The following is an 18,969-nucleotide window of genomic DNA, read 5'->3' as shown; positions in this document are numbered from 1 at the left end:
CGCGTCTGCACGGCGACACGCCGGCTGGGGCGTGCATTGAGCGGTCGCTCGCGGGCAACGAGGGCCGCCCCCGCGCAGCTGGGGACGTACTCAACCCGCCGCCGCGTTCGGTTTCAGCGGCGGACAGCGTCCGTCGACGGCGGCCAGCTCGAAGTGCCATATCTCGTTCGCATAGATCTGACAGAGCCCGAACTCGCGTCCGTTGGCGATCAGCCACCTGTCGGCCTCGACCGGCGCTATGTCCACGGCTTCGCCGGTGACGTGCTTCGACTTCTCCGGTGAGGCCACGAATTCCCGTGCCGCCTCGATACTTCCGTAGCGTTCGACACCGTCGGCGAAGAGCCGCTCCTGGAATCCCTTCGATCGCCAACCCGAGTTGACGCGGATGTCGACGCCCTCAGCTCGGGCCTGACGAGCCGCCTCCTGGACCGCCTCGAGCAGCTCGGGGTCCAGCCAGCCGACGATCGGGTCGTCGGTGTCAAACGGGCTCAGCGTCGTGCCCTCGGGCAGCCAACCGCCGACGGTGTCCTGCGCGGCCGGTCCGATGCTCAGCGTCTCCTGCCCGAGGGCGGGTCTCGGAGCCGGCGCCGGTTCGGACGTTCCGCACGCGACGATTGCGCACGCCGAAGCGAGCGCGAGCGTGGACAGGACGCACATCCCCAGCTGCCGCGTGGGCCCACGCGCAATAGTCAGGAGGTGGCGGCGAGGATGCAGAATTCGTTTCCCTCCGGATCGGCCAGCACGACCCAGCTCGCGTCGCCCTGACCGATGTCGACGCGCCGAGCACCGAGGCCGAGGACGCGCTCGACCTCGGCCCGCTGATCGTCGGGGCGAAAGTCGAAGTGAATCCGGTTCTTGACGACTTTGTCATCGGGTACCGCCAGAAACAACCAGTTCGGCCCGGCCCCGGGCGGCGCGTGCAACACCACGTCGCCGTCGTCGTCGACCTCGTGGGCCCAGCCCAGCACCTGCGACCACCACCGCCCCAGCGCGGAGGCGTCGTGCGAGTCGATGCAGATCTCGTCGAACTTGAGCGTCATCGTGCCAGCTCCTTCTTGAGCACCTTGCCCATGGCGTTGCGCGGCAGCTCCTTCACCAGCCGCACCTCGCGCGGGCGCTTGTGCGCCGAAAGCTCCTGCGCCACATAGTCGATGAGCGCCTCCGCGCTAGCGTCACCCACGACGAACGCGACGATGCGCTGCCCCAGGTCGTCGTCGGAAACACCGACGACGGCCGCCTCCCGCACGCCGGGGTGTCCGAGCAGCGCGGTCTCGATCTCCCCCGCGCCGACGCGGAACCCGCCCGTCTTGATCAGGTCGACGGACTCGCGGCCGACGATGCGGTGCATCCCGTCGGCTCCCACGACCGCGGCGTCGCCGGTGCGGTACCAGCCGTCGGCATCGACCGCCTCCGCGGTGGCGTCGGGGCGGTTGAGGTAACCGTCGAACAGCGTGTCACCGCGAACATCCAGTCGCCCAATGGTTTCCCCGTCGTGTGGAACGGCGGCGCCGTCCTCGTCGACCAACCGGGTCTCGACACCGGTCAGCGGCAGGCCCACCCAACCGGGCCTGCGCTCACCGTCGGCCCTGGTGCTGATCGTGATCAGCGACTCGGTCGAGCCATAGCGTTCGACCGGCCGGTGCCCGGTCAACCGAACCACGTTGTCGAACACCGGCACCGGCAGCGGCGCGCTGCCCGAAACCAGCAGCCGCGCCGACCGCAGCGCCGTCGCCGACTCGCGGTCGTCGGCCACCCTCGACCACACGGTCGGCACGCCGAAGTACAACGAGCCGCCGGCCGCCGCATACGCCTGTGGGGTCGGTTTCCCGGTGTGCACGAACCGGTTTCCGATGCGCAGCGAGCCGAGCAGCCCCAGCACCAACCCGTGTACGTGGTACAGCGGCAGGCCGTGCACCAAGGTGTCATCGGGCGTCCATTGCCACGCTTCGGCGAGCGCGTCGATATCGGCGGCGATCGCGCGGCGGCTCAGCACGACGCCCTTGGGCGGGCCGGTCGTGCCCGAGGTGTAGATGATCAACGCCGCCGAGTCGGCGGGCGGTTCGGCGTAGCGGTGCCAGGAACGGGCGTGCAGCCGTACCGGCACGTGTTGCAGCCCGTCGGTCTCGGCCGGCTTGTCCCCCAGCCACGCCTGCGCGCCGGAGTCGGTCAGGATGTGCCTGCGTTCGGCGGCACCGACGTCGGCGGGCACCGGCACGACGGGCACCCCGGCGATCAGGCAACCGGTCACCGCAAGCACGGTCGACACGGTGGGAGTGGCCAGCACCGCGACCCGGCGCGCGCCCGCCACCCGCTCGGCGACCGACGTGGCGGCACCGACCAGATCGCTGCGACTCAGCACCGCCCCGTCGACACGGACCGCGTCCCCGATGTCGGCGCCGCCCGCCACCGCGGCGGGGTTGAGCGAAGCCAGGAGCATAACCAGCGAGGTTACCCACATCGGCTCGGCGATACTGGGTCGCGTGACTCACATCGAGCGGCTGGCGACGCGCGAGGTCTACCGGAACAACTGGATGACGCTGCGTGAGGACGACATCCGCAGGCCCGACGGCAGCAGCGGGATCTACGCGGTCGTCGACAAGCCGACGTATGCGTTGGTGATCGCGCGGGACGGTGACCGATTTCGGCTCGTCGAGCAGTTCCGTTATCCGCTGGGCTTGCGGCGCTGGGAGTTCCCGCAGGGCACCGCGCCCGAGCGGCGGCATCTCGAGCCGGCCGACCTGGCAGCGCGCGAACTACGCGAGGAGACCGGGCTGCGGGCGTCGCACCTGAGGGTCCTGGGCCGGCTCGACGTGGCGCCCGGGATGAGCAGCCAGCGCGGCTGGGTGTTCCTCGCGACGGACATCACCGAGGGCGATCACGACCGCGAGCATGAGGAACAGGACATGCACAGCGAATGGTTCAGCCGTGCCGAGGTGGAGCAAATGATGCGTGACGGGGTTATCACCGACGCGCAGTCGATCGCCGCGTGGGCGCTGCTGTTGCTCGCGGAGCGCTGACTCACCCGTGCCGGCGCGATGAGTTTCGAACCGTACGGCGGTCTATCTCGTTGTAACCAGTAGGACGAACGAAAGGGGTGACACGATGACCGCGCTGTACGGGATGATGGCGATGATGCCCCTGTTGTTCGGCGGGGCCGGCTACGTGCTCGTGGCGTCCGCGGGCTGCGACGAGACTCGGAAGCGCCCGCCCCGGTGAGTGACGAAGAGGCCATCCGCGAGTTGATCGTCCGGTGGGCCGCGGCGGTGCACGGCGGTGACTTGGATTCCGTTGTGGCCGACCATGACGCGGACATCGTGATGTTCGACGTGCCACCGCCGCACCGCGGCGTCCGCGGCATCGACGAGTACCGGGACTGTTGGCCACCGTTCTTCGAATGGCAGCGACAGGGCGCGGTGTTCGAGATCGTCGAACTCGACCTCACCGTGGGCGCCGACGTCGCGTTCGCGTGGGCACTGCTGCGCTGCGGCAAGCCCGCCGAGCTGGCGGCCGACCCCGAGAACCGGCTGCGGCTGACCATCGGATTGCGCAAACGCGACGGCCGCTGGGTCGTCACCCACGAGCACCACTCGTTCGCCGATACGAATCCGTGATGGTCTCGTAGCCGTCGGCAAACCGTGTCGTAGAGCTTTCCGGCGGCTGGTCGATTACCGTTTCGGCCATGTCTGCCCGCCGTCTGACCAGCGCGGTCTTTGGCGTGACTTGTGCTGCGGCCGCGAGCTTTTCGGTGCTGCCGCTGGCCGTCGCAGCGAACCCGGCATGGAATGGACGCTACGAGATCGTCACCTACGCGTCCGACAAGATGGGCAGCAGTATCGCGGCCGCTCAGGCCGAACCCGACTTCGCCGCGCAGTACGACCTGGTGACCGACTGCTCGACGGGGCTGTGCGTGGCCACCGTCGTGGAGGGACCTGCGCCGAGTAACCCAACCATCCCCCAACCGGTTCGCTACACCTGGGACGGGTCAAGGTGGCAGTACGCATACAACTGGCAGTGGGAATGCTTCCGCGGCGACGGCGTGCCCAGCGAGTACGCGCCGGCACGATCGAAGGTGTTCTACGCGCCCGACATCGACGGATCACTGTTCGGGACGTGGCGCACCGAGATTCTGGCCGGAGCGTGCCGCGGCACCGTCGTGATGCCGGTCGCCGCCCGCCCCGTCTAGTTCGTCCCGCGTTCGGCCAGCGCCCGCAGGAAGAACACCAAGTTGGCGGGACGTTCGGCGAGCCTGCGCACGAAGTAGCCGTACCACTGAGTGCCGAACGGCACGTACACCCGCACATGGTCTCCCGCGTCGGCGAGCCTGCGCTGCTCGGCGTCGCGAATGCCGTACAGCATCTGGTATTCGAAATCGTCACGGCCGCGGTTGTTCTCACGCACCAGCGCGGGCACCGCTGCGATGACAGCGGGGTCGTGGGAGGCGACCATCGGGTAGCCGTCGCCCGCCATCAGTATCCGCAGGCAGCGCAGGTAGGAGTCGGTGACGTCGTGGCGGTCGCGGTAGGCCACTGACGCCGGCTCGTCGTATGCGCCCTTGCACAGGCGAATCCGCGCGCCGGACGCGGCGAACGCCTCACAGTCGGCGTGGGTGCGTTTCAGATAGGCCTGCAGAGCCGTTCCCAGCCAACCGAACTCTGTGCGCAGATCGCGCACGATCGCCAGTGTCGAGTCGGTGGTGGTGTGGTCTTCGGCGTCCACCGTCACCCATACGCCCGCTCGTTGTGCCCGCTCGCAGATGGTATGGGCGTTCTCCAGCGCGATCTTGTCCCCGTCGCGGGCCAGCGCCTGCCCGAGCGCCGACAGTTTCACCGACACCTCGAGCGGCGGCACCCCGGTCCGCCTCTCGGCCCGCGCTTCCCCACGCCGCGCGAGGCCGTCGAGCAGCCGGAGATACGCGTCGACGTTCGCGGTCGCCGCGTCGACGTCAGTGACGTCCTCACCGAGGTGGTCGATCGAGACAAGACGGTTCGAGTCACGCAGGCGCGCAACGGAGTCGAGCACCTCGGGCACCGTTTCACCCGGTACGAACCGGTGCACGACGTCGCGTGTCATGGGCAGCCGCTCGGCGGCTCTGCGCAGACCTTCGCGCCGACCGGCGGCCATGATCGCCGGGCGCACCACCCGCTCGAACACGCGCATTCAGACCCCCATGTGGGGATAGTTGTGATCGGTGGGCGGCACGAAGGTCTCCTTGATCGAGCGCGCCGATGTCCATCGCAGCAGGTTCAGCGCCGAGCCCGCCTTGTCGTTGGTCCCCGACGCCCGCGAGCCACCGAAGGGCTGTTGCCCGACGACCGCTCCGGTGGGCTTGTCGTTGACGTAGAAGTTGCCCGCCGCGTGGCGAAGTCGCCGTTGCGCCCGCAGCACCGCGGCGCGGTCATCGGCGATGACCGCGCCGGTCAGCGCGTACCTGACACCGGTTTCGACGACGTCGAGGATGCGGTCGTAGTCGTCGTCCGGATAGACGTGCACTGCGAGGATCGGCCCGAAGTACTCGGTGCAGAACGCCTCGTCGGTCGGGTCGTCGGACAACAGGACGGTCGGCCGCACGAAATAGCCTTCGCTGTCGTCGTATTCGCCGCCAACGGCGATCGTCACCGGGGCGTTCTTCGCCCTCTCAATAGCCTTGACGTTCTTGGCGAAGGCCCGGTCGTCGATCAGCGCGCCACCGAAATTCGACAGGTCGGCGACGTCGCCATAGCGCAGCGCTTCGGTCGCCGACAGGAAGTCGTCGCCCATCTGCTGCCAAACCGTCCGCGGGATGAACGCCCGCGACGCCGCCGAGCACTTCTGCCCCTGATAGTCGAAGGCGCCGCGGATCAGCGCGGTCCGCAGGACGTCGGGGCGTGCGCTGGCATGCGCGATGACGAAGTCTTTGCCGCCGGTCTCACCGACCAGTCGCGGATAGCCGTGGTAGCGGTCGATGTTGGTGCCGACCTCCCGCCACAGGTGCTGGAACGTCGTCGTCGACCCGGTGAAGTGGATGCCCGCCAGCCGCGGATCGGCCAGCGCCACATCGGAAACCGCCACCCCATCACCGGTGAGCAGGTTGATCACCCCTGGCGGCAGACCCGCGGCCTCGAGCAACTGCATCGTCAGGTAGGCGGCGAACGTCTGGGTGGGCGAGGGCTTCCACACCACCGTGTTGCCCATCAGCGCGGGCGCCGTCGGGAGGTTGCCCGCGATAGCGGTGAAGTTGAACGGGGTGATCGCATAGACGAATCCGTCCAGCGGTCGATAGTCGGTCCGGTTGCGGATGCCGCGCACGCTGATCGGTTGCTGGGCAAGGATTCCGCGCGCGAAGGCGACGTTGAACCGCCAGAAGTCGATCAGTTCGCACGCCGCATCGATCTCGGCCTGATACGCCGACTTGGACTGGCCGAGCATCGTGGCGGCGCAGATCGTCTCGCGCCACGGTCCGGCGAGCAGCTCGGCTGCGCGCAGGAAGACGGCTGCGCGGTCGTCGAACGGGGTGGCCTCCCAGTCCGCTTTCGCGGCCATCGCGGCGTCGATGGCGGCGACGGCGTCGGCGTGCGTGGCGTTGGTGAGGGTGCCCAGCCGCCCGGACGGGTCGGAGTGGCGGTGCGGCTGCACCACGTCGACACGGTCACCGTCACCCATTCGGCGGCGCCCGCCGATGACGTGCGGCAGGTCCACCGGCTCCGTCGCGACGGAGCTCAGAGCTTCGAGAAGACGGGTGCGCTCACCCGAACCAGGCGCATAGTCGCGTACCGGCTCGTTGGCCGGAAGGGGCACGTCGATGATGGCATCCATGCCGAAATGATGCTCGGATGCGGCCGCCCTGCCGATGGTCGATCCGACAAGACCGTTGCCGGGCTATAGTCGGATCACACAAAGGGGCGTGCAGTGGACCCAATGGACCCGCGAACCACCGGCCTCGGCCTCGGCCAGCTGCTGTTGGCGCTGGACCGCACCATGGTGACGCTGATCGATGCGCCGCGCGGGCTGGACATGCCGGTCGGATCGGTCGCGCTCGTCGACGCCGATGACGTCCGGTTGGGACTGGCCGTCGGTCCCGGTTCGGCGGACCTGTTCTTCCTGCTCGGCGTCTCCGATGCGGACGCAGAGCGCTGGCTCGAGCGGCAGTTCACCGGCACCGGCCGAGCGCCCGCGGCGATCTTCGTCAAGGAACCGTCTGCCACCGTTGTCGAACGGGCGGTCGCGCTGGGCGCCGCGGTGGTGGCCGTCGAACCGCGGGCTCGCTGGGAGTCCTTGTACCGCTTGGTGAACCACGCGTTCGACCACCACGGCGATCGCGGCGACCCGCACCATGACCCGGGCACCGACCTGTTCGGTCTGGCCCAGTCCATCGCCGACCGAACCCGCGGCATGATCAGCATCGAAGACGAGGACTCCCATGTGCTCGCCTATTCCGCGTCCAACGACGAGGCCGACGAATTGCGCCGGTTGACCATCCTCGGCCGCGCCGGCCCGCCCGAGCACCTCGCCTGGATCGGCCAGTGGGGCATCTTCGACGCCCTGCGTTCGAGCACCGACGTCGTGCGCGTCGCCGAGCGACCGGAGTTGGGGTTGCGACCGCGGCTGGCGGTCGGCGTCCACGTGCCCGACGCAATCGTGCCGCGAGGGTCGCGGTACGCGGGAACCATTTGGCTGCAACAGGGTTCGGCACCCTTGGCCGACGACGTCGACGACGTGCTGCGAGGCGGTGCGGTGCTGGCGGCCCGGATCATGTCCAGACTGTCGGCGTCTCCGTCCACCCACACCCGGCAGGTGCGAGAGCTGCTCGGGCTTTCCGGCGACGACGTCGAAGTAGTCACGCTCGCCCGGGAACTGGGCATCGCGACCGACAGCCGTGCCGCACTTGTGGGCTTCGCAGATGCGCAGTGTCCGGCGCCGCCGGACGTCATCGCGCTGAGCGCCAGCGCTTTTCGTGCCGATGCACAAGTCGCGTCGGACAACGGCCGGGTCTACGTGCTGCTGCCCCAGATCGGGGCGCCGTCGTCGGTGATGTCCTGGGCGCGCGGTGTCGTGTCGACCCTGGACCGCGAGCTCGGGCGCTCGCTGCGGGCGGTCGTCGCCGCCCCGCTCGCGGGTTTGGCGGCCGCCGCGAATGCCCGCGCCGAGGTGGACCGGGTGCTCGACAGCGCTGCCCGTCACCCCGGCGCGATCGGACGCGTCACCTCGCTCGCCGACGCGCGCACCACCGTGCTCCTCGACGAGATCGTGTCTCGGGTGGCCGCGCAGCCGCGCCTGATCGACCCGCGGGTACGTCAACTGCGCGAGCAGGATCCGATGCTCGCCGAGACTCTCGGGGCGTATCTCGACGGGTTCGGCGACATCGCCGCGGTCGCAGCACGGTTGCACGTGCATCCGAACACCGTGCGCTACCGCATCCGTCGCATCGAGAAGCTGTTGTCGACCTCGCTGGAAGATCCCGACGACCGCCTGGTGCTCGCGCTCGGCTTGCGCGCGACGGAACCGTTGGCGCGAGAAGACGCAAACCGCTCAAAATATTGAGGGTTTCAGGGCACTTCGCGTCTGCTCGGTAGAGAGGATGTCAGCTCGTAAGCCGTTGCGCCGCTGCCGAAATCCGTTCATCGGTCGCTGTCAGCGCCACCCTGACATGCGTGGTGCCGCGGGGGCCGTAGAACTCGCCGGGTGCGACCAGGATTCCGCGTTGCGCCAGCCAGGCGACGGTGTCCCGGCACGGCTCGCCGCGGGTCGCCCACAGATACAGCCCCGCCTCGGAGTCATCGACGCTCAGCCCGGCAGAACGCAGGGCGGGTAGCAGGACGTCGCGCCGCCGCGCATAGCGGGCCCGCTGTTCGCGCTCGTGCTCGTCGTCGTCGAGCGCGGCGACCATGGCCGCCTGTACCGGCGTCGGCACCATCATGCCCGCGTGTTTGCGGACGGCCAGCAGCTCGGCGACGACGTTCGGATCGCCGGCGACGAAACCCGCCCGGTAGCCCGCCAGCGACGACGTCTTCGACAACGAATGAACGGCCAGCAGCCCGGTGTGGTCGCCGCCGCTGATCGACGGGTGCAGGACCGACAACGGTTGGGTGTCCCAGCCGAGTCCGAGGTAGCACTCGTCGGAGGCGATCAGGACGCCCCGTTCGCGCGCCCAGCCGACGACCTTGCGCAAGTGGTCGGCGCCGAGCACCTTGCCGGTCGGATTGCTCGGCGAGTTCAGGTACACCAGCGCGGGCGTCTGCGGGCCTAGTTGGGTCAGCGAGTCGGCGCGCAGGAACTGCGTGCCGGCCAGGCGCGCGCCGACTTCGTAAGTCGGATAGGCGAGTTCGGGCGCCACCACCGCGTCGTCGGGACCGAGGCCCAGCAACGTCGGCAACCAGGCGATGAGCTCCTTGGTGCCGATCACCGGCAGCACCGCGCCGTCAGCCAGGCCCGAGACACCGTAGCGCCGCGCCAGCGCATTGACCGCCGCGGCCCGCAGCGCTGGGGTGCCCGCGGTGGTCGGGTAGCCGGGCGAGGAACCGGCCGCGGCCAGTGCCTGCCGGACGACCGGAGCTACCTCGTCCACCGGTGTGCCGACCGACAGATCGACGATGCCGTCGGGGTGTGCCCGGGCCAGCGCGGTGACGTCGGCCAGCGTGTCCCAGGGGAAAGCCGGCAGCGCCGCCGAGACGCGCTTACGAAGCCCGGCGCGAGCCGTTATCAGTCCTCACCTTGCGGCGGCAGGCTCTTGACCGCCTCCGGATCGTTGTCGGTCTGCCCCACCTTGGACGCGCCGCCGGGCGAGCCGAGCTCGGCGAAGAAGTCGGCGTTGATCTGGGTGTAGCTGCTCCACTGGTCGGGCACATCGTCCTCGTAATAGATGGCCTCGACCGGGCACACCGGTTCACAGGCACCGCAGTCCACGCATTCGTCCGGATGGATGTAGAGCATGCGGGCGCCCTCGTAGATGCAGTCGACTGGGCATTCCTCGATGCACGCCTTGTCTTTGACGTCGACACAAGGTTCGGCAATGACGTACGTCACCGTGTTCTCCTCAAGGTCTCCTCGATCTCCTGTCCGGTGGGCTGCCGTACGGGGTAGGGCATCTGAGCTCAGCCGCAAGTATCCGTCGCCGGTACCTGGACGGTCGTCTCAGTGTGCCCTAACTTCACGCGCAACCCGGTTTAGGGGTTGCGCGTGGTTACTGATACTAGACGTTGCACATACAGCTGCCCAACAGACACCCCGGATTCGCCCGGATCTGCTGGTCGACTGCTCAGCATCGCCCCTTGTCGCCTCCGACCTTGCTATACCTGCGGGATGGAACGCTGTGCACCTCCGGTCGACAGGACCGCTGTCCTGCATGTCCGCCAACTGACCGCCGACGAACTCGACGCCGTGCGCGCCGCCAAGAGGTTCTTCAGGGAGAGCGCCTGGGACGAGTGGCGAACCACGCAACCCCTCCGGTTCGAGGGGCCCAACGAGCGATTCGAGGTCCCCGCCGACTTTCCGACCGACCTGGTGTCAGTGCCCGGCGTGGTCGCCTGGTTCGTCCCACGCGCCGGCCGCTACGCGCGTGCGGCCGTGCTTCACGACTACCTCTGGCGCTTCCCCGAGCGCACGGGGTGCGATCGCCGGGCCGCCGACTACCGCTTCCGCCTGCAGATGCAACGCGATGGCGTGAGCCTGCTGCGTCGCTGGATCATCTGGGCCACGGTGCGGCTGTCCGCGATCTTGCAGGGCAAAGGTGGTGCGGGGTGGTGGAAGGACCTTCCCGGCGCGACGCTTCTCGTGCTGCTCGTCGCCGCGCCGATCATCGTCGTACCCGCGGCGGCGATCCTGGTTTCGACCGTGGTGTTCTGGCTGCTCGAATCGGCCATCGCGCTCGTGGTGCCCGACGAGACGCCACCACCGCTGCAGTTGAAGACCTGACGGTCACTCGACGGGCGCGAGCGACCCCGAATTGCACACCAATTGCGGCGTGTCGGGGAACAAACGCGGTCGCTCGCGCTGAAGGGAGCGCTGAGGTAGCTACGCGGCCAGTGGGGCGTACGTCGTGGAGCGCTGGCGGGCCGGGCGGCCGATGCCTTCGGCGATCGCGACGAGGTCCTCGACCGTCTTGTACGAGCCGAACTCCGAGCCGGCCATCCGCGAGATCGTCTCCTCCATCAGCGTGCCGCCGAGGTCGTTGGCGCCGCCGTTGAGCATCACCTGCGTACGCTCCACGCCGAGCTTGACCCAACTGGTCTGGATGTTGGCGATCCTGCCGTGCAACATGATTCGCGCGAGCGCATGCACCGCGCGGTTGTCGCGGTGCGACGGGCCCGGCCTGGCGCCGCCGGCCAAATACAGCGGCGAGCTCTGGTGTACGAACGGCAGCGGCACGAACTCGGTGAAACCGCCTGTGCGGTCCTGAATTTCGCGTAGCACCCGCAGGTGGCCGACCCAGTGCCGCGGCTGGTCGACGTGCCCGTACATCATCGTCGAACTGGAGCGCAGCCCGACCTCGTGCGCGGTCGTCACGACCTCGATCCACATCGACGTCGGCAACTTGCCCTTGGTCAGCACCCACCGCACCTCGTCGTCGAGGATCTCGGCGGCGGTGCCGGGGATACTTCCCAACCCCGCCTCCCGCAAGGAGATCAGCCACTCTCGAATCGACAGCCCACTGCGGGTGACGCCGTTGGCGATCTCCATCGGCGAGAACGCGTGCACGTGCATCGACGGCACGCGTTTCCTCACCGCGCGCACCAGATCGGCGTAGCCGGTGACGGGCAGTTCGGGATCGATGCCGCCCTGCATGCACACCTCGGTCGCGCCTGCGACGTGCGCTTCCCAGGCACGGTCGGCGACCTCGTCGACCGACAGGGAGTAGGCGTCGGCGTCGCCTTTGCGTTGCGCGAACGCGCAGAACCGGCAGCCCGTGTAGCAGATGTTGGTGAAGTTGATGTTGCGGTTGACGACGAACGTGACGTCGTCACCGACGGTGTCACGGCGCAGCGAATCCGCCAGCGCGGCAACGGCGTCGAGGGCCGGACCGTCGGCACACGCCAACGCCAGGTACGCGTCGTCGGACAGGCCGGCCGGATCCCGCTCGGCCGAGCGCAGCGCCGCCAGCACGTCGGTGTCGATGCGTTCGGGCGCTCGGGCGGCCAGTTCGGAGACCTTCTCGCGGATCGACTCCCAGTCGCCGAACGCACTGTCGAGGTCGCTGCGGGTGTCGGTGAGCCGGCCCGTCGCATCGATCGCGGAGTGAAGATCAGTGCGCCCCAACGACTCCGACGCCTCGTCGGGTTCCTGCCACGGTCGGCCCGCCGGGTTGACGTCCAGCGCGAACCCGGACTCGGGGTCTGCCAGCGCGTCGACGTGGCCCCGCACCCGCGGATCGATCCACGCCGCGCCCGCCTGCACGTATTGCGGTTGCGCGGTCAACCGCTGCACCAGGTCGTATCCCGCTTCGGCGGTCACCGTCGCCAACTCGTCGAGCGCCGGCCACGGCCGCTCCGGGTTGACGTGGTCGGGAGTCAACGGCGAGACGCCGCCCCAGTCGTCGACGCCGGCGCCGATCAGGGCCAGACACTCGGTGCGTGACACCAGGTTCGGCGGCGCCTGGATGCGCATCTTGGGCCCCATCACCAACCGGGTGACCGCCACCGTCGCCAGGAAGTCCTCGAATGCCGCGTCGGGGGTCGACGCCATCGCGGTGTGGTCCTTGGCGCGGAAGTTCTGCACGATCACTTCCTGTACGTGCCCGAACTCCTTGTGCGACCGACGAATCGCGTGGATGGTCTCGGCGCGCTCGTGAAGCGTCTCACCGATTCCGACCAGCAGGCCGGTGGTGAACGGGATCGACAGCCGGCCCGCGTCGGCCAGCGTCCGCAACCGAACCTCGGGGTCCTTGTCGGGGCTGCCGTAATGCGCCAGCCCCTTCGTCTCGAACAGCCGCCGCGACGTGGTCTCGAGCATCATGCCCATCGATGGCGCGACCGGTTTGAGCCGCGACAACTCCGACCAGCTCATCACGCCCGGGTTCAGGTGCGGCAGCAGGCCCGTCTCCTCGAGCACGCGGATCGCCATCGCACGCACGTAGTCCAGCGTCGAGTCGTAGCCACGCTCGTCGAGCCATCGGCGGGCCTCGTCCCACCGCGCCTCGGGGCGGTCGCCGAGCGTGAACAACGCTTCCTTGCAACCGAGTTCGGCGCCGCGACGGGCCACGTCGAGAATCTCGTCGGGCTCCATGTACAAGCCCATGCCCTGCGCGCGCAGGCGGCCCGGCACCGTGACGAAGGTGCAGTAGTGGCAGGTGTCGCGGCACAGATGCGTGACCGGGATGAACACCTTGCGCGAGTAGCTGACCGGTGGCCGCCCGGTCGCTCCGCGCCGCGCCGCGGCCTCGAGACCCGCGTCGCGCACCCGCGACGCGCTGGCGCACAGGTCGGCGAGGTCGTCACCGCGCGCGGTCATCGCGATCGCGGCTTCGTCGACGTTGAGCGCCACCCCGTCGCGGGCGCGCCGCAGCACCCGCCGCACAGCGGCAGGATTGGGTTGATCGGACTTCGGTGGGATCACCGGGTCGGGCAGATCGGCGCCGCGCTGAGGGTTCAGGGCCACTCCCCTGTAACCCCGGCGTCGACGCGAATCATCCCTGGCGACTCACATCCGGGATCCGCTTCGCCTGACATACGGGTCACCCTAGTCCCCGGTTCACGCGCCCCCACAGCACCGCCGCCGGCGGCAAGGTACCGAGCACGATCAGTAGCAGCGCCGCGTACTCCATGACCCCGGTCCCGCCGAACACGATGTCGTCTCCCGGCCCGCCCAGTGTCATCAGGGCCACCGTGAGCAGCCATGTCCACAACGGCAACGCCGCCACCCGCGGCGAAGAGGTCCAGTGCAGCGCAGCCCACACCAACGCGGCGTTGAGAAGGCCGGCGATCAGCGCGCTGATGGGAAACGGAACCGAGCCGATGCGTACGGGAAGGAATAAGGCCGCCGCGACCGCGCACAGCGCCCCGTCGACGGCCAGCAGCGTCAGCACGGCCACGCGTCGACGATCCGTGGTGGCGAACGTAGACGAGCTCAGGTCGGGATGCTGTCCAGCACTCCGGTCAGCGAGCCGATCACCCACTGAAGGCTGTCGAGCCGGTCCTGCCAGTGCTGCAGGTTGGGATCGAGGTCCTGATCCATGTGCCGTCCCTTCGTGGCGCCGCTGACTGCGGTGCAGCTTACTCCCCGCGGCACCGCTATTGAAGGTTCAGTCCGGCGAGCAGGTCGGTTTCCCAGCCGCGGTCGTCGCGTTCCCCGGGTGTGCCCGCAGCCAGGATGTAGTGCTCCACCGCGCCGACCGGTAACGCGATGTTGTTCGACAGCGCGAAGGAGCGGCCGTTCGGCGCGACGCTGATCTGCGTGGCGTGGGCGCGCATCGCCGCGACCTTGGCGCTCAACTGCGCGGGCGCGTCGATCATGGCGTCGATCGCGTCGTCGGGATAGCCGAACGGCACCTCGTCGACCGTCACCCGCGTCCACTCCGGCGGCGCGTCGTCGATCGCTGCGAGCCCCTCGGCGATCGCGGTCTTCGACGTCACCGCCCAGTAGACCTTCGGCACGCGCCACGGTTCACCGGCAACGTCGGTTGCGCCGGCTGCCCTGACCGCGGCCATCGTCACCTCGTGGCTGTGGACGTGGTCGGGGTGGCCGTAGCCGCCCTGCGGGTCATAGGTGACGACGACGTGGGGGCGCAGCTCGCGGATGACCGCCACCAGCGCGCCGACCGCCTCGTCGGGGTCGGCGTCGATGAACCGCTGATGGTGTCGTAGCGGCGTGCCCGTCATCCCGGAATCGCGCCAGCGTCCGGCCCCACCGAGGAACTCCGGTTCGTCGATCCCCAGCGCGCCCAGGGCCGCGGTCAACTCGCCGATGCGGTATCCGCCGAGTTGGTCGGCGGCGTCGACGGCCAGACCTGCCCACCGCTGGCCGATCACCTCGCCCTCCTCGCCGAGCGTGCACGTGACGACGCGCACCTGCGCACCGCGGGCGACGTAGTGGGCGATCGTGGCGCCCGTGGTCAGCGTCTCGTCGTCGGGGTGGGCGTGCACGAACAACAGCCGCCCGGTGGCGCGGTCAACCGTGTTGGGTTCCATTCGCACCAGCTTGCCTGGCCCGATAACGCTGTGCTGCAGGTGCTACGGCTTGGTCTTCACCCATTGGCCTGCGTCGCCGACGATGCCGACCGGCACGGCGCCCGACAGGCTGACGTTCTGGACGCTGGGGCCGGCCGCCACGATCGTGGTGTCCTGCAGGATCGGCAACACGGTCGCCATGTTCCACAGCCGCGGTTCGACGGCGGTGATCACGTCGGCGATGTCCGCCGAGCCGTCCAGCGCGGCGTCGATCTTCGGCTGGATGCTGCGGTCGCAGATGCCGGTGATGTTGCTCGGGGCCTGGACGAGCTCGCCCGGTTCGGGCGCCGGACTCGGTGTGGTGGCGGTCGGCGTCGGCCTCGGCGCGGTCGGCGCGGTGGCGGTCGGCGTCTTCGGCGTCGTCGCCCCGGGTTGCACCGTCGCCACCGGCGTCGCCTCCAGCGCCCGGCAGCCGTAGCGCGACGCGAGCGCGGTGGCGAGGTCTCCGCCCGCGTGCCGCCACCCGACCACCGCGTCGACCCGGTTGTTGGTCAGCGCGTCGCCGTAGAGCACCACGGGGTCCAGCGCCGACACCGATGCCGTGATGCCGACGTTGCGCAGTTGGTCGGCGGCCGTGTTCGCGACGGCAACCGAGGTCGGGTCGTTGGCCGCCACCCCGATCACCAACGACAGCGGCACGCCATCCTTGGCGATCCGCCCGCGGTCACCGTCCGGCGGCGGGGCGCCGGGGGTGGGGGGCGCGGTGGTCACGACGGGCTCCAGCTCATAACCGGCGTCGGCGAGCAACCCGAGCGCGTCCTCTTTGGCCATGGCCGGCGGGGCGGTCGGCACGTAACCCGGATCCGACGGCGACCGCACCTGCGCCTGCGCCAAGGTCACCGTGTTGTCGTCACCAGCGCCCACAGACGCGAGAAGGTCGACGTCGAGCAGACCCAGAATCGCCTTTCGGACTTGGGAATCCGCCAATGCGGGTTGCTGGGCCCGCAGGGTCAACTGCATCACACGCGGAGTGACGATCCGCGCGGTGCGCACGTCGGGGATCGCGGACAGTTGCGCGAATGTGGCCGCTCCGCCGTGCACTTGGGCGACCTGCGTGTCGCCGTTGCGGATCGAGTCGGCCAGCGCCGCGGAGTCGCCGCCGCGACGCAGCAGAACCAGGTCGGGCTTGGCGGGTGGACCCCAGTACCGGTCGTTGCGGGCCAGCAGGATCTCGTCGCGCTGCGGGTCGATGTTCTCCACCCGGAACTGCCCGCCGGTGACGGGCAGGGTTCGCGCCAGCCCCGCGGCGAAACCGCCGGGCACGTCCTTGACGATGTGGGCCGGAAGGATGTCGTTGAACAACTCGCGCCACGCCGGATACGGCTGCGAGAACGTCACGACCGCGGTCTTGCCGCCCTCCACCGACTGCACGCCGGTGATCAGGTCATAGCCCGCGGGGTCGACGACGCCGGGCTGGCTGACCATCTGCTGCCACAGGTACCAGTAGTCGTCGGCGCCGATCGGCGCATTGTCGGTCCACGACGCCTCGGGCCGGATCTTGTAGGTGACCGTGAACGGGTCCTCGCTCGTCACCTCCGCGGACTCCAACAGCGTGGGGTCCATCTCCCAACGCGACCCGGTCGGCGTCTTCGGATCGGGAATGGGCCGGAACGAACTGGGCAGCACCAGCGCGCTGATCGCCGCGTTGACCGGCGACTGGTCGGACAGCAGGTGCGGATTGAAGCCTGGGCCGATCCAGTCGATCGCCATGATGATCTGCGTCGCCTTCACCGGCGGAGGCGCCGTCGTCTCCGAGGTGTCGGTGCTCTGCGGCGCGGGCGGCGGGCTGACGGTGCAGGCAGCTACCAGTGTCACCATCGCCGAAAGTGCAACGATGATGCGTAGGGGTCCCGACACGGTGTTCAGGGTATCGGCAGCGCCGGCGCCGCTCGGCCGGGCGACATTCAAACTCAGCCCCGGGCTTTCGCCCGCGCCTTGGCACGCGCACGCAAGCTGGCGTTCAGCTCGACCTTGCGGACGCGGACGACCTCGGGGGTCACCTCCACGCATTCGTCCTCGGCGCAGAACTCCATCGCTTGTTCGAGGGTCAGTTCCAGCGGACGGGCCAGCGTCTCGATGACGTCTGCCGTCGAGCTGCGCATGTTGGTGAGCTTCTTCTCCCGCGTGACGTTGACGTCGAGATCCTCGGCGCGCGGATTGATGCCGACGACCTGTCCCTCATAGGTGTCCTGCCCGGGTTCGACGAAGAACTGGCCGCGGTCGGCAAGCTGGATCATCGCGAACGGTGTGATGCTGCCGCTGCGGTCGGACACCAGCGACCCGCTGTGCCGGGCGCGGATCTCACCGGCCCACGGCCGGTAGCCGTCGAACACCGCGTTGGCGATGCCGGTGCCCCGCGTCAGCGTCAAAAAGTCGGTGCGGAAACCGATCAGCCCGCGGCTGGGCACGATGAAGTCCATCCGCACCCACCCCGCGGCATGGTTGGCCATGTCCTCCATGCGGCCCTTGCGCGCGGCCATCAGCTGGGTGATGGCGCCGACGAACTCCTCGGGGCAGTCGATGGTCATCGCCTCGAACGGCTCGTGCAGCTTGCCGTCGATGGTGCGGGTGACCACCTGCGGCTTGCCGACGGTCAGCTCGAAGCCTTCGCGACGCATCTGCTCGACGAGGACGGCGAGCGCCAACTCGCCACGGCCCTGGACCTCCCAGGCGTCCGGCCGGCCGATGTCGACCACCTTGATCGACACGTTGCCGACCAGCTCCTGGTCCAGCCGGTTGCGCACCATCCGCGCGGTGAGCTTGTGGCCCGACACCTTGCCCGCCAGCGGCGAGGTGTTGGTGCCGATCGTCACCGAGATCGCCGGCTCGTCGACCGTGATGCGCGGCAGCGCGTGCGCGTGGTCGGGGTCGGCGAGGGTGTCGCCGATCATGATCTCGGGAAGGCCGGCCACCGCGACGATGTCTCCGGCCGTGGCCACGTCGGTGGGATTGCGTTCGACGCCGACGGTGGCCAGCAGTTCGGTGATCTTCGCGTTTGTGACGACGGGCACGCTGTCCACCTCGCGCATCCAGGCCACCTGCTGACCCTTGCGCAGCTTGCCGTTGTAGATGCGGACCAGCGCCAGACGACCCAGGAACGCCGACGCGTCGAGGTTGGTGACCAGCGCCTGCAGCGGGGCTTCCGGATCGCCGCTGGGCGGCGGGATGTGCTGCATCAGGACGTCGAACAGCGGATCGAGGTTGGTGCCGTCGGGGTTCTCGCCGTTGGCGGGCTGCGTGGTGCTGGCGATCCCGGCCCGCCCCGACGCGTACAGCGTCGGCAACCCGAGTGCCTCCTCGGCGGCCTTCTGCGCGTCCTCGTCGAGATCGGAGGCGACGTCGAGCAACAGGTCGTGACTGTCGGAGACCACCTCGCCGATCCGCGCGTCCGGGCGGTCGGTCTTGTTGACGACGAGGATGACCGGCAGGTGCGCGGCCAGGGCTTTGCGCAGCACGAACCGGGTCTGCGGCAGCGGGCCCTCGGACGCGTCGACCAGCAGCAGCACGCCGTCGACCATCGACAGGCCGCGCTCGACCTCACCGCCGAAATCGGCGTGTCCGGGCGTGTCGATGACGTTGATGATCGTCACGCTGCCGTCGGTGTGGTGACGGTGCACCGCGGTGTTCTTGGCCAGGATCGTGATGCCTTTTTCCCGCTCGAGGTCACCGGAGTCCATGATGCGCTCGGTGGCGTCGTCACCACGGTGGGTCAGGGCGCCGGACTGCCGCAGCATGGCGTCGACCAGGGTCGTCTTCCCGTGGTCGACGTGTGCCACGATGGCGACGTTTCTAAAGTCAGGCTGCGAATTCACTTCCGAATTATCCCAGTGCGGTC

General features: G+C 69.1%; 17 protein-coding genes. 5 read left to right on the top strand and 12 right to left on the bottom strand.

Annotation, left to right across the window (positions count from 1 at the left end):
• Positions 1 to 90 precede the first annotated feature (90 nt).
• The 3 genes from AU187_RS15735 to AU187_RS15725 are packed head-to-tail and all read right to left on the bottom strand — an operon-like array spanning position 91 to position 2,437.
• Positions 91 to 657 carry a M15 family metallopeptidase gene (locus tag AU187_RS15735; RefSeq protein WP_059097884.1) on the bottom strand — a complete coding sequence of 189 codons (567 nt, stop codon included), beginning with the start codon at positions 655 to 657 and terminating at the stop codon, positions 91 to 93.
• 32 nt (positions 658 to 689) lie between these two features.
• Positions 690 to 1,040 carry a VOC family protein gene (locus tag AU187_RS15730; protein ID WP_059097885.1) on the bottom strand — a complete coding sequence of 117 codons (351 nt, stop codon included), beginning with the start codon at positions 1,038 to 1,040 and terminating at the stop codon, positions 690 to 692.
• Entirely contained in the window at positions 1,037 to 2,437 is a 1,401-nt protein-coding gene (locus AU187_RS15725; RefSeq protein ID WP_059097886.1) for an acyl-CoA synthetase, read from the bottom strand. Before AU187_RS15725 ends, AU187_RS15730 begins: the two co-directional genes overlap by 4 nt.
• Before the next feature lie 43 nt (positions 2,438 to 2,480).
• Here AU187_RS15725 and AU187_RS15720 point away from each other — a divergent pair, with 43 nt between their 5' ends.
• The 3 genes from AU187_RS15720 to AU187_RS15710 all read left to right on the top strand — a co-directional run bounded on the left by AU187_RS15720 (position 2,481) and on the right by AU187_RS15710 (position 4,183).
• Complete coding sequence (locus AU187_RS15720; protein WP_156425480.1) at positions 2,481 to 3,017, top strand: NUDIX domain-containing protein; 537 nt, start codon at positions 2,481 to 2,483, stop codon at positions 3,015 to 3,017.
• 195 nt (positions 3,018 to 3,212) lie between these two features.
• The gene (locus AU187_RS15715) at positions 3,213 to 3,611 is read left to right on the top strand and encodes a YybH family protein (protein ID WP_059097887.1); all 399 of its coding nucleotides are present in this window, start codon (positions 3,213 to 3,215) and stop codon (positions 3,609 to 3,611) included.
• A gap of 68 nt (positions 3,612 to 3,679) precedes the next feature.
• Positions 3,680 to 4,183, top strand: coding sequence for an Rv2253 family sensor-like surface protein (locus AU187_RS15710; RefSeq protein WP_059097888.1), 504 nt, complete (start codon positions 3,680 to 3,682; stop codon positions 4,181 to 4,183).
• Here AU187_RS15710 and AU187_RS15705 read toward each other — a convergent pair.
• Together AU187_RS15705 and pruA are read right to left on the bottom strand one after the other, a co-directional pair.
• Positions 4,180 to 5,157, bottom strand: coding sequence for a proline dehydrogenase family protein (locus tag AU187_RS15705; protein WP_059097889.1), 978 nt, complete (start codon positions 5,155 to 5,157; stop codon positions 4,180 to 4,182). The genes AU187_RS15710 and AU187_RS15705 overlap by 4 nt on opposite strands.
• Positions 5,158 to 6,792, bottom strand: coding sequence for an L-glutamate gamma-semialdehyde dehydrogenase (gene pruA, locus AU187_RS15700; RefSeq protein ID WP_059166912.1), 1,635 nt, complete (start codon positions 6,790 to 6,792; stop codon positions 5,158 to 5,160).
• A 102-nt stretch (positions 6,793 to 6,894) separates the two neighbouring features.
• On the opposite strand from pruA, the gene AU187_RS15695 reads away from it, so the two are divergent.
• Positions 6,895 to 8,517 carry a PucR family transcriptional regulator gene (locus tag AU187_RS15695; RefSeq protein WP_059097891.1) on the top strand — a complete coding sequence of 541 codons (1,623 nt, stop codon included), beginning with the start codon at positions 6,895 to 6,897 and terminating at the stop codon, positions 8,515 to 8,517.
• Positions 8,518 to 8,557: 40 nt separating this feature from the next.
• On the opposite strand, the gene dapC is transcribed toward AU187_RS15695, so the two are convergent.
• Entirely contained in the window at positions 8,558 to 9,676 is a 1,119-nt protein-coding gene (dapC, locus tag AU187_RS15690) for a succinyldiaminopimelate transaminase (protein WP_082683841.1), read from the bottom strand.
• Positions 9,676 to 9,999 (bottom strand): ferredoxin, encoded by a 324-nt coding sequence (gene fdxA / locus AU187_RS15685; protein ID WP_059097893.1) that lies wholly within the window; start codon positions 9,997 to 9,999, stop codon positions 9,676 to 9,678. The genes dapC and fdxA overlap by 1 nt, the downstream gene beginning before the upstream one ends.
• A 276-nt stretch (positions 10,000 to 10,275) precedes the next feature.
• On the opposite strand from fdxA, the gene AU187_RS15680 reads away from it, so the two are divergent.
• Positions 10,276 to 10,887 (top strand): DUF1353 domain-containing protein, encoded by a 612-nt coding sequence (locus AU187_RS15680; RefSeq protein ID WP_059097894.1) that lies wholly within the window; start codon positions 10,276 to 10,278, stop codon positions 10,885 to 10,887.
• 99 nt (positions 10,888 to 10,986) lie between these two features.
• On the opposite strand, the gene AU187_RS15675 is transcribed toward AU187_RS15680, so the two are convergent.
• The 5 genes from AU187_RS15675 to typA all read right to left on the bottom strand — a co-directional run bounded on the left by AU187_RS15675 (position 10,987) and on the right by typA (position 18,946).
• Positions 10,987 to 13,566: a bifunctional FO biosynthesis protein CofGH gene (locus tag AU187_RS15675; RefSeq protein WP_059097895.1), complete on the bottom strand. Its 2,580-nt coding sequence runs from the start codon at positions 13,564 to 13,566 to the stop codon at positions 10,987 to 10,989.
• A 76-nt stretch (positions 13,567 to 13,642) separates the two neighbouring features.
• Positions 13,643 to 14,083, bottom strand: coding sequence for a hypothetical protein (locus AU187_RS15670; RefSeq protein WP_502687762.1), 441 nt, complete (start codon positions 14,081 to 14,083; stop codon positions 13,643 to 13,645).
• Positions 14,084 to 14,198: 115 nt separating this feature from the next.
• Positions 14,199 to 15,095, bottom strand: coding sequence for an N-acetyl-1-D-myo-inositol-2-amino-2-deoxy-alpha-D-glucopyranoside deacetylase (mshB, locus tag AU187_RS15665; RefSeq protein WP_059097896.1), 897 nt, complete (start codon positions 15,093 to 15,095; stop codon positions 14,199 to 14,201).
• Between the two features lie 42 nt (positions 15,096 to 15,137).
• On the bottom strand, positions 15,138 to 16,952 hold the full coding sequence (locus AU187_RS15660) for an ABC transporter family substrate-binding protein (protein WP_059098395.1): 1,815 nt from the start codon (positions 16,950 to 16,952) through the stop codon (positions 15,138 to 15,140).
• A 92-nt stretch (positions 16,953 to 17,044) separates the two neighbouring features.
• Positions 17,045 to 18,946 (bottom strand): translational GTPase TypA, encoded by a 1,902-nt coding sequence (typA, locus tag AU187_RS15655; protein WP_059097897.1) that lies wholly within the window; start codon positions 18,944 to 18,946, stop codon positions 17,045 to 17,047.
• Between the last annotated feature and the right edge of the window lie 23 nt (positions 18,947 to 18,969).

This window comes from Mycobacterium sp. IS-1556 (assembly GCF_001499985.1).
GTDB lineage: Bacteria > Actinomycetota > Actinomycetes > Mycobacteriales > Mycobacteriaceae > Mycobacterium.
The sequence above is the reverse complement of the archived record's forward strand: the minus strand, read 5'-3'. Positions and strand labels throughout refer to the sequence as shown.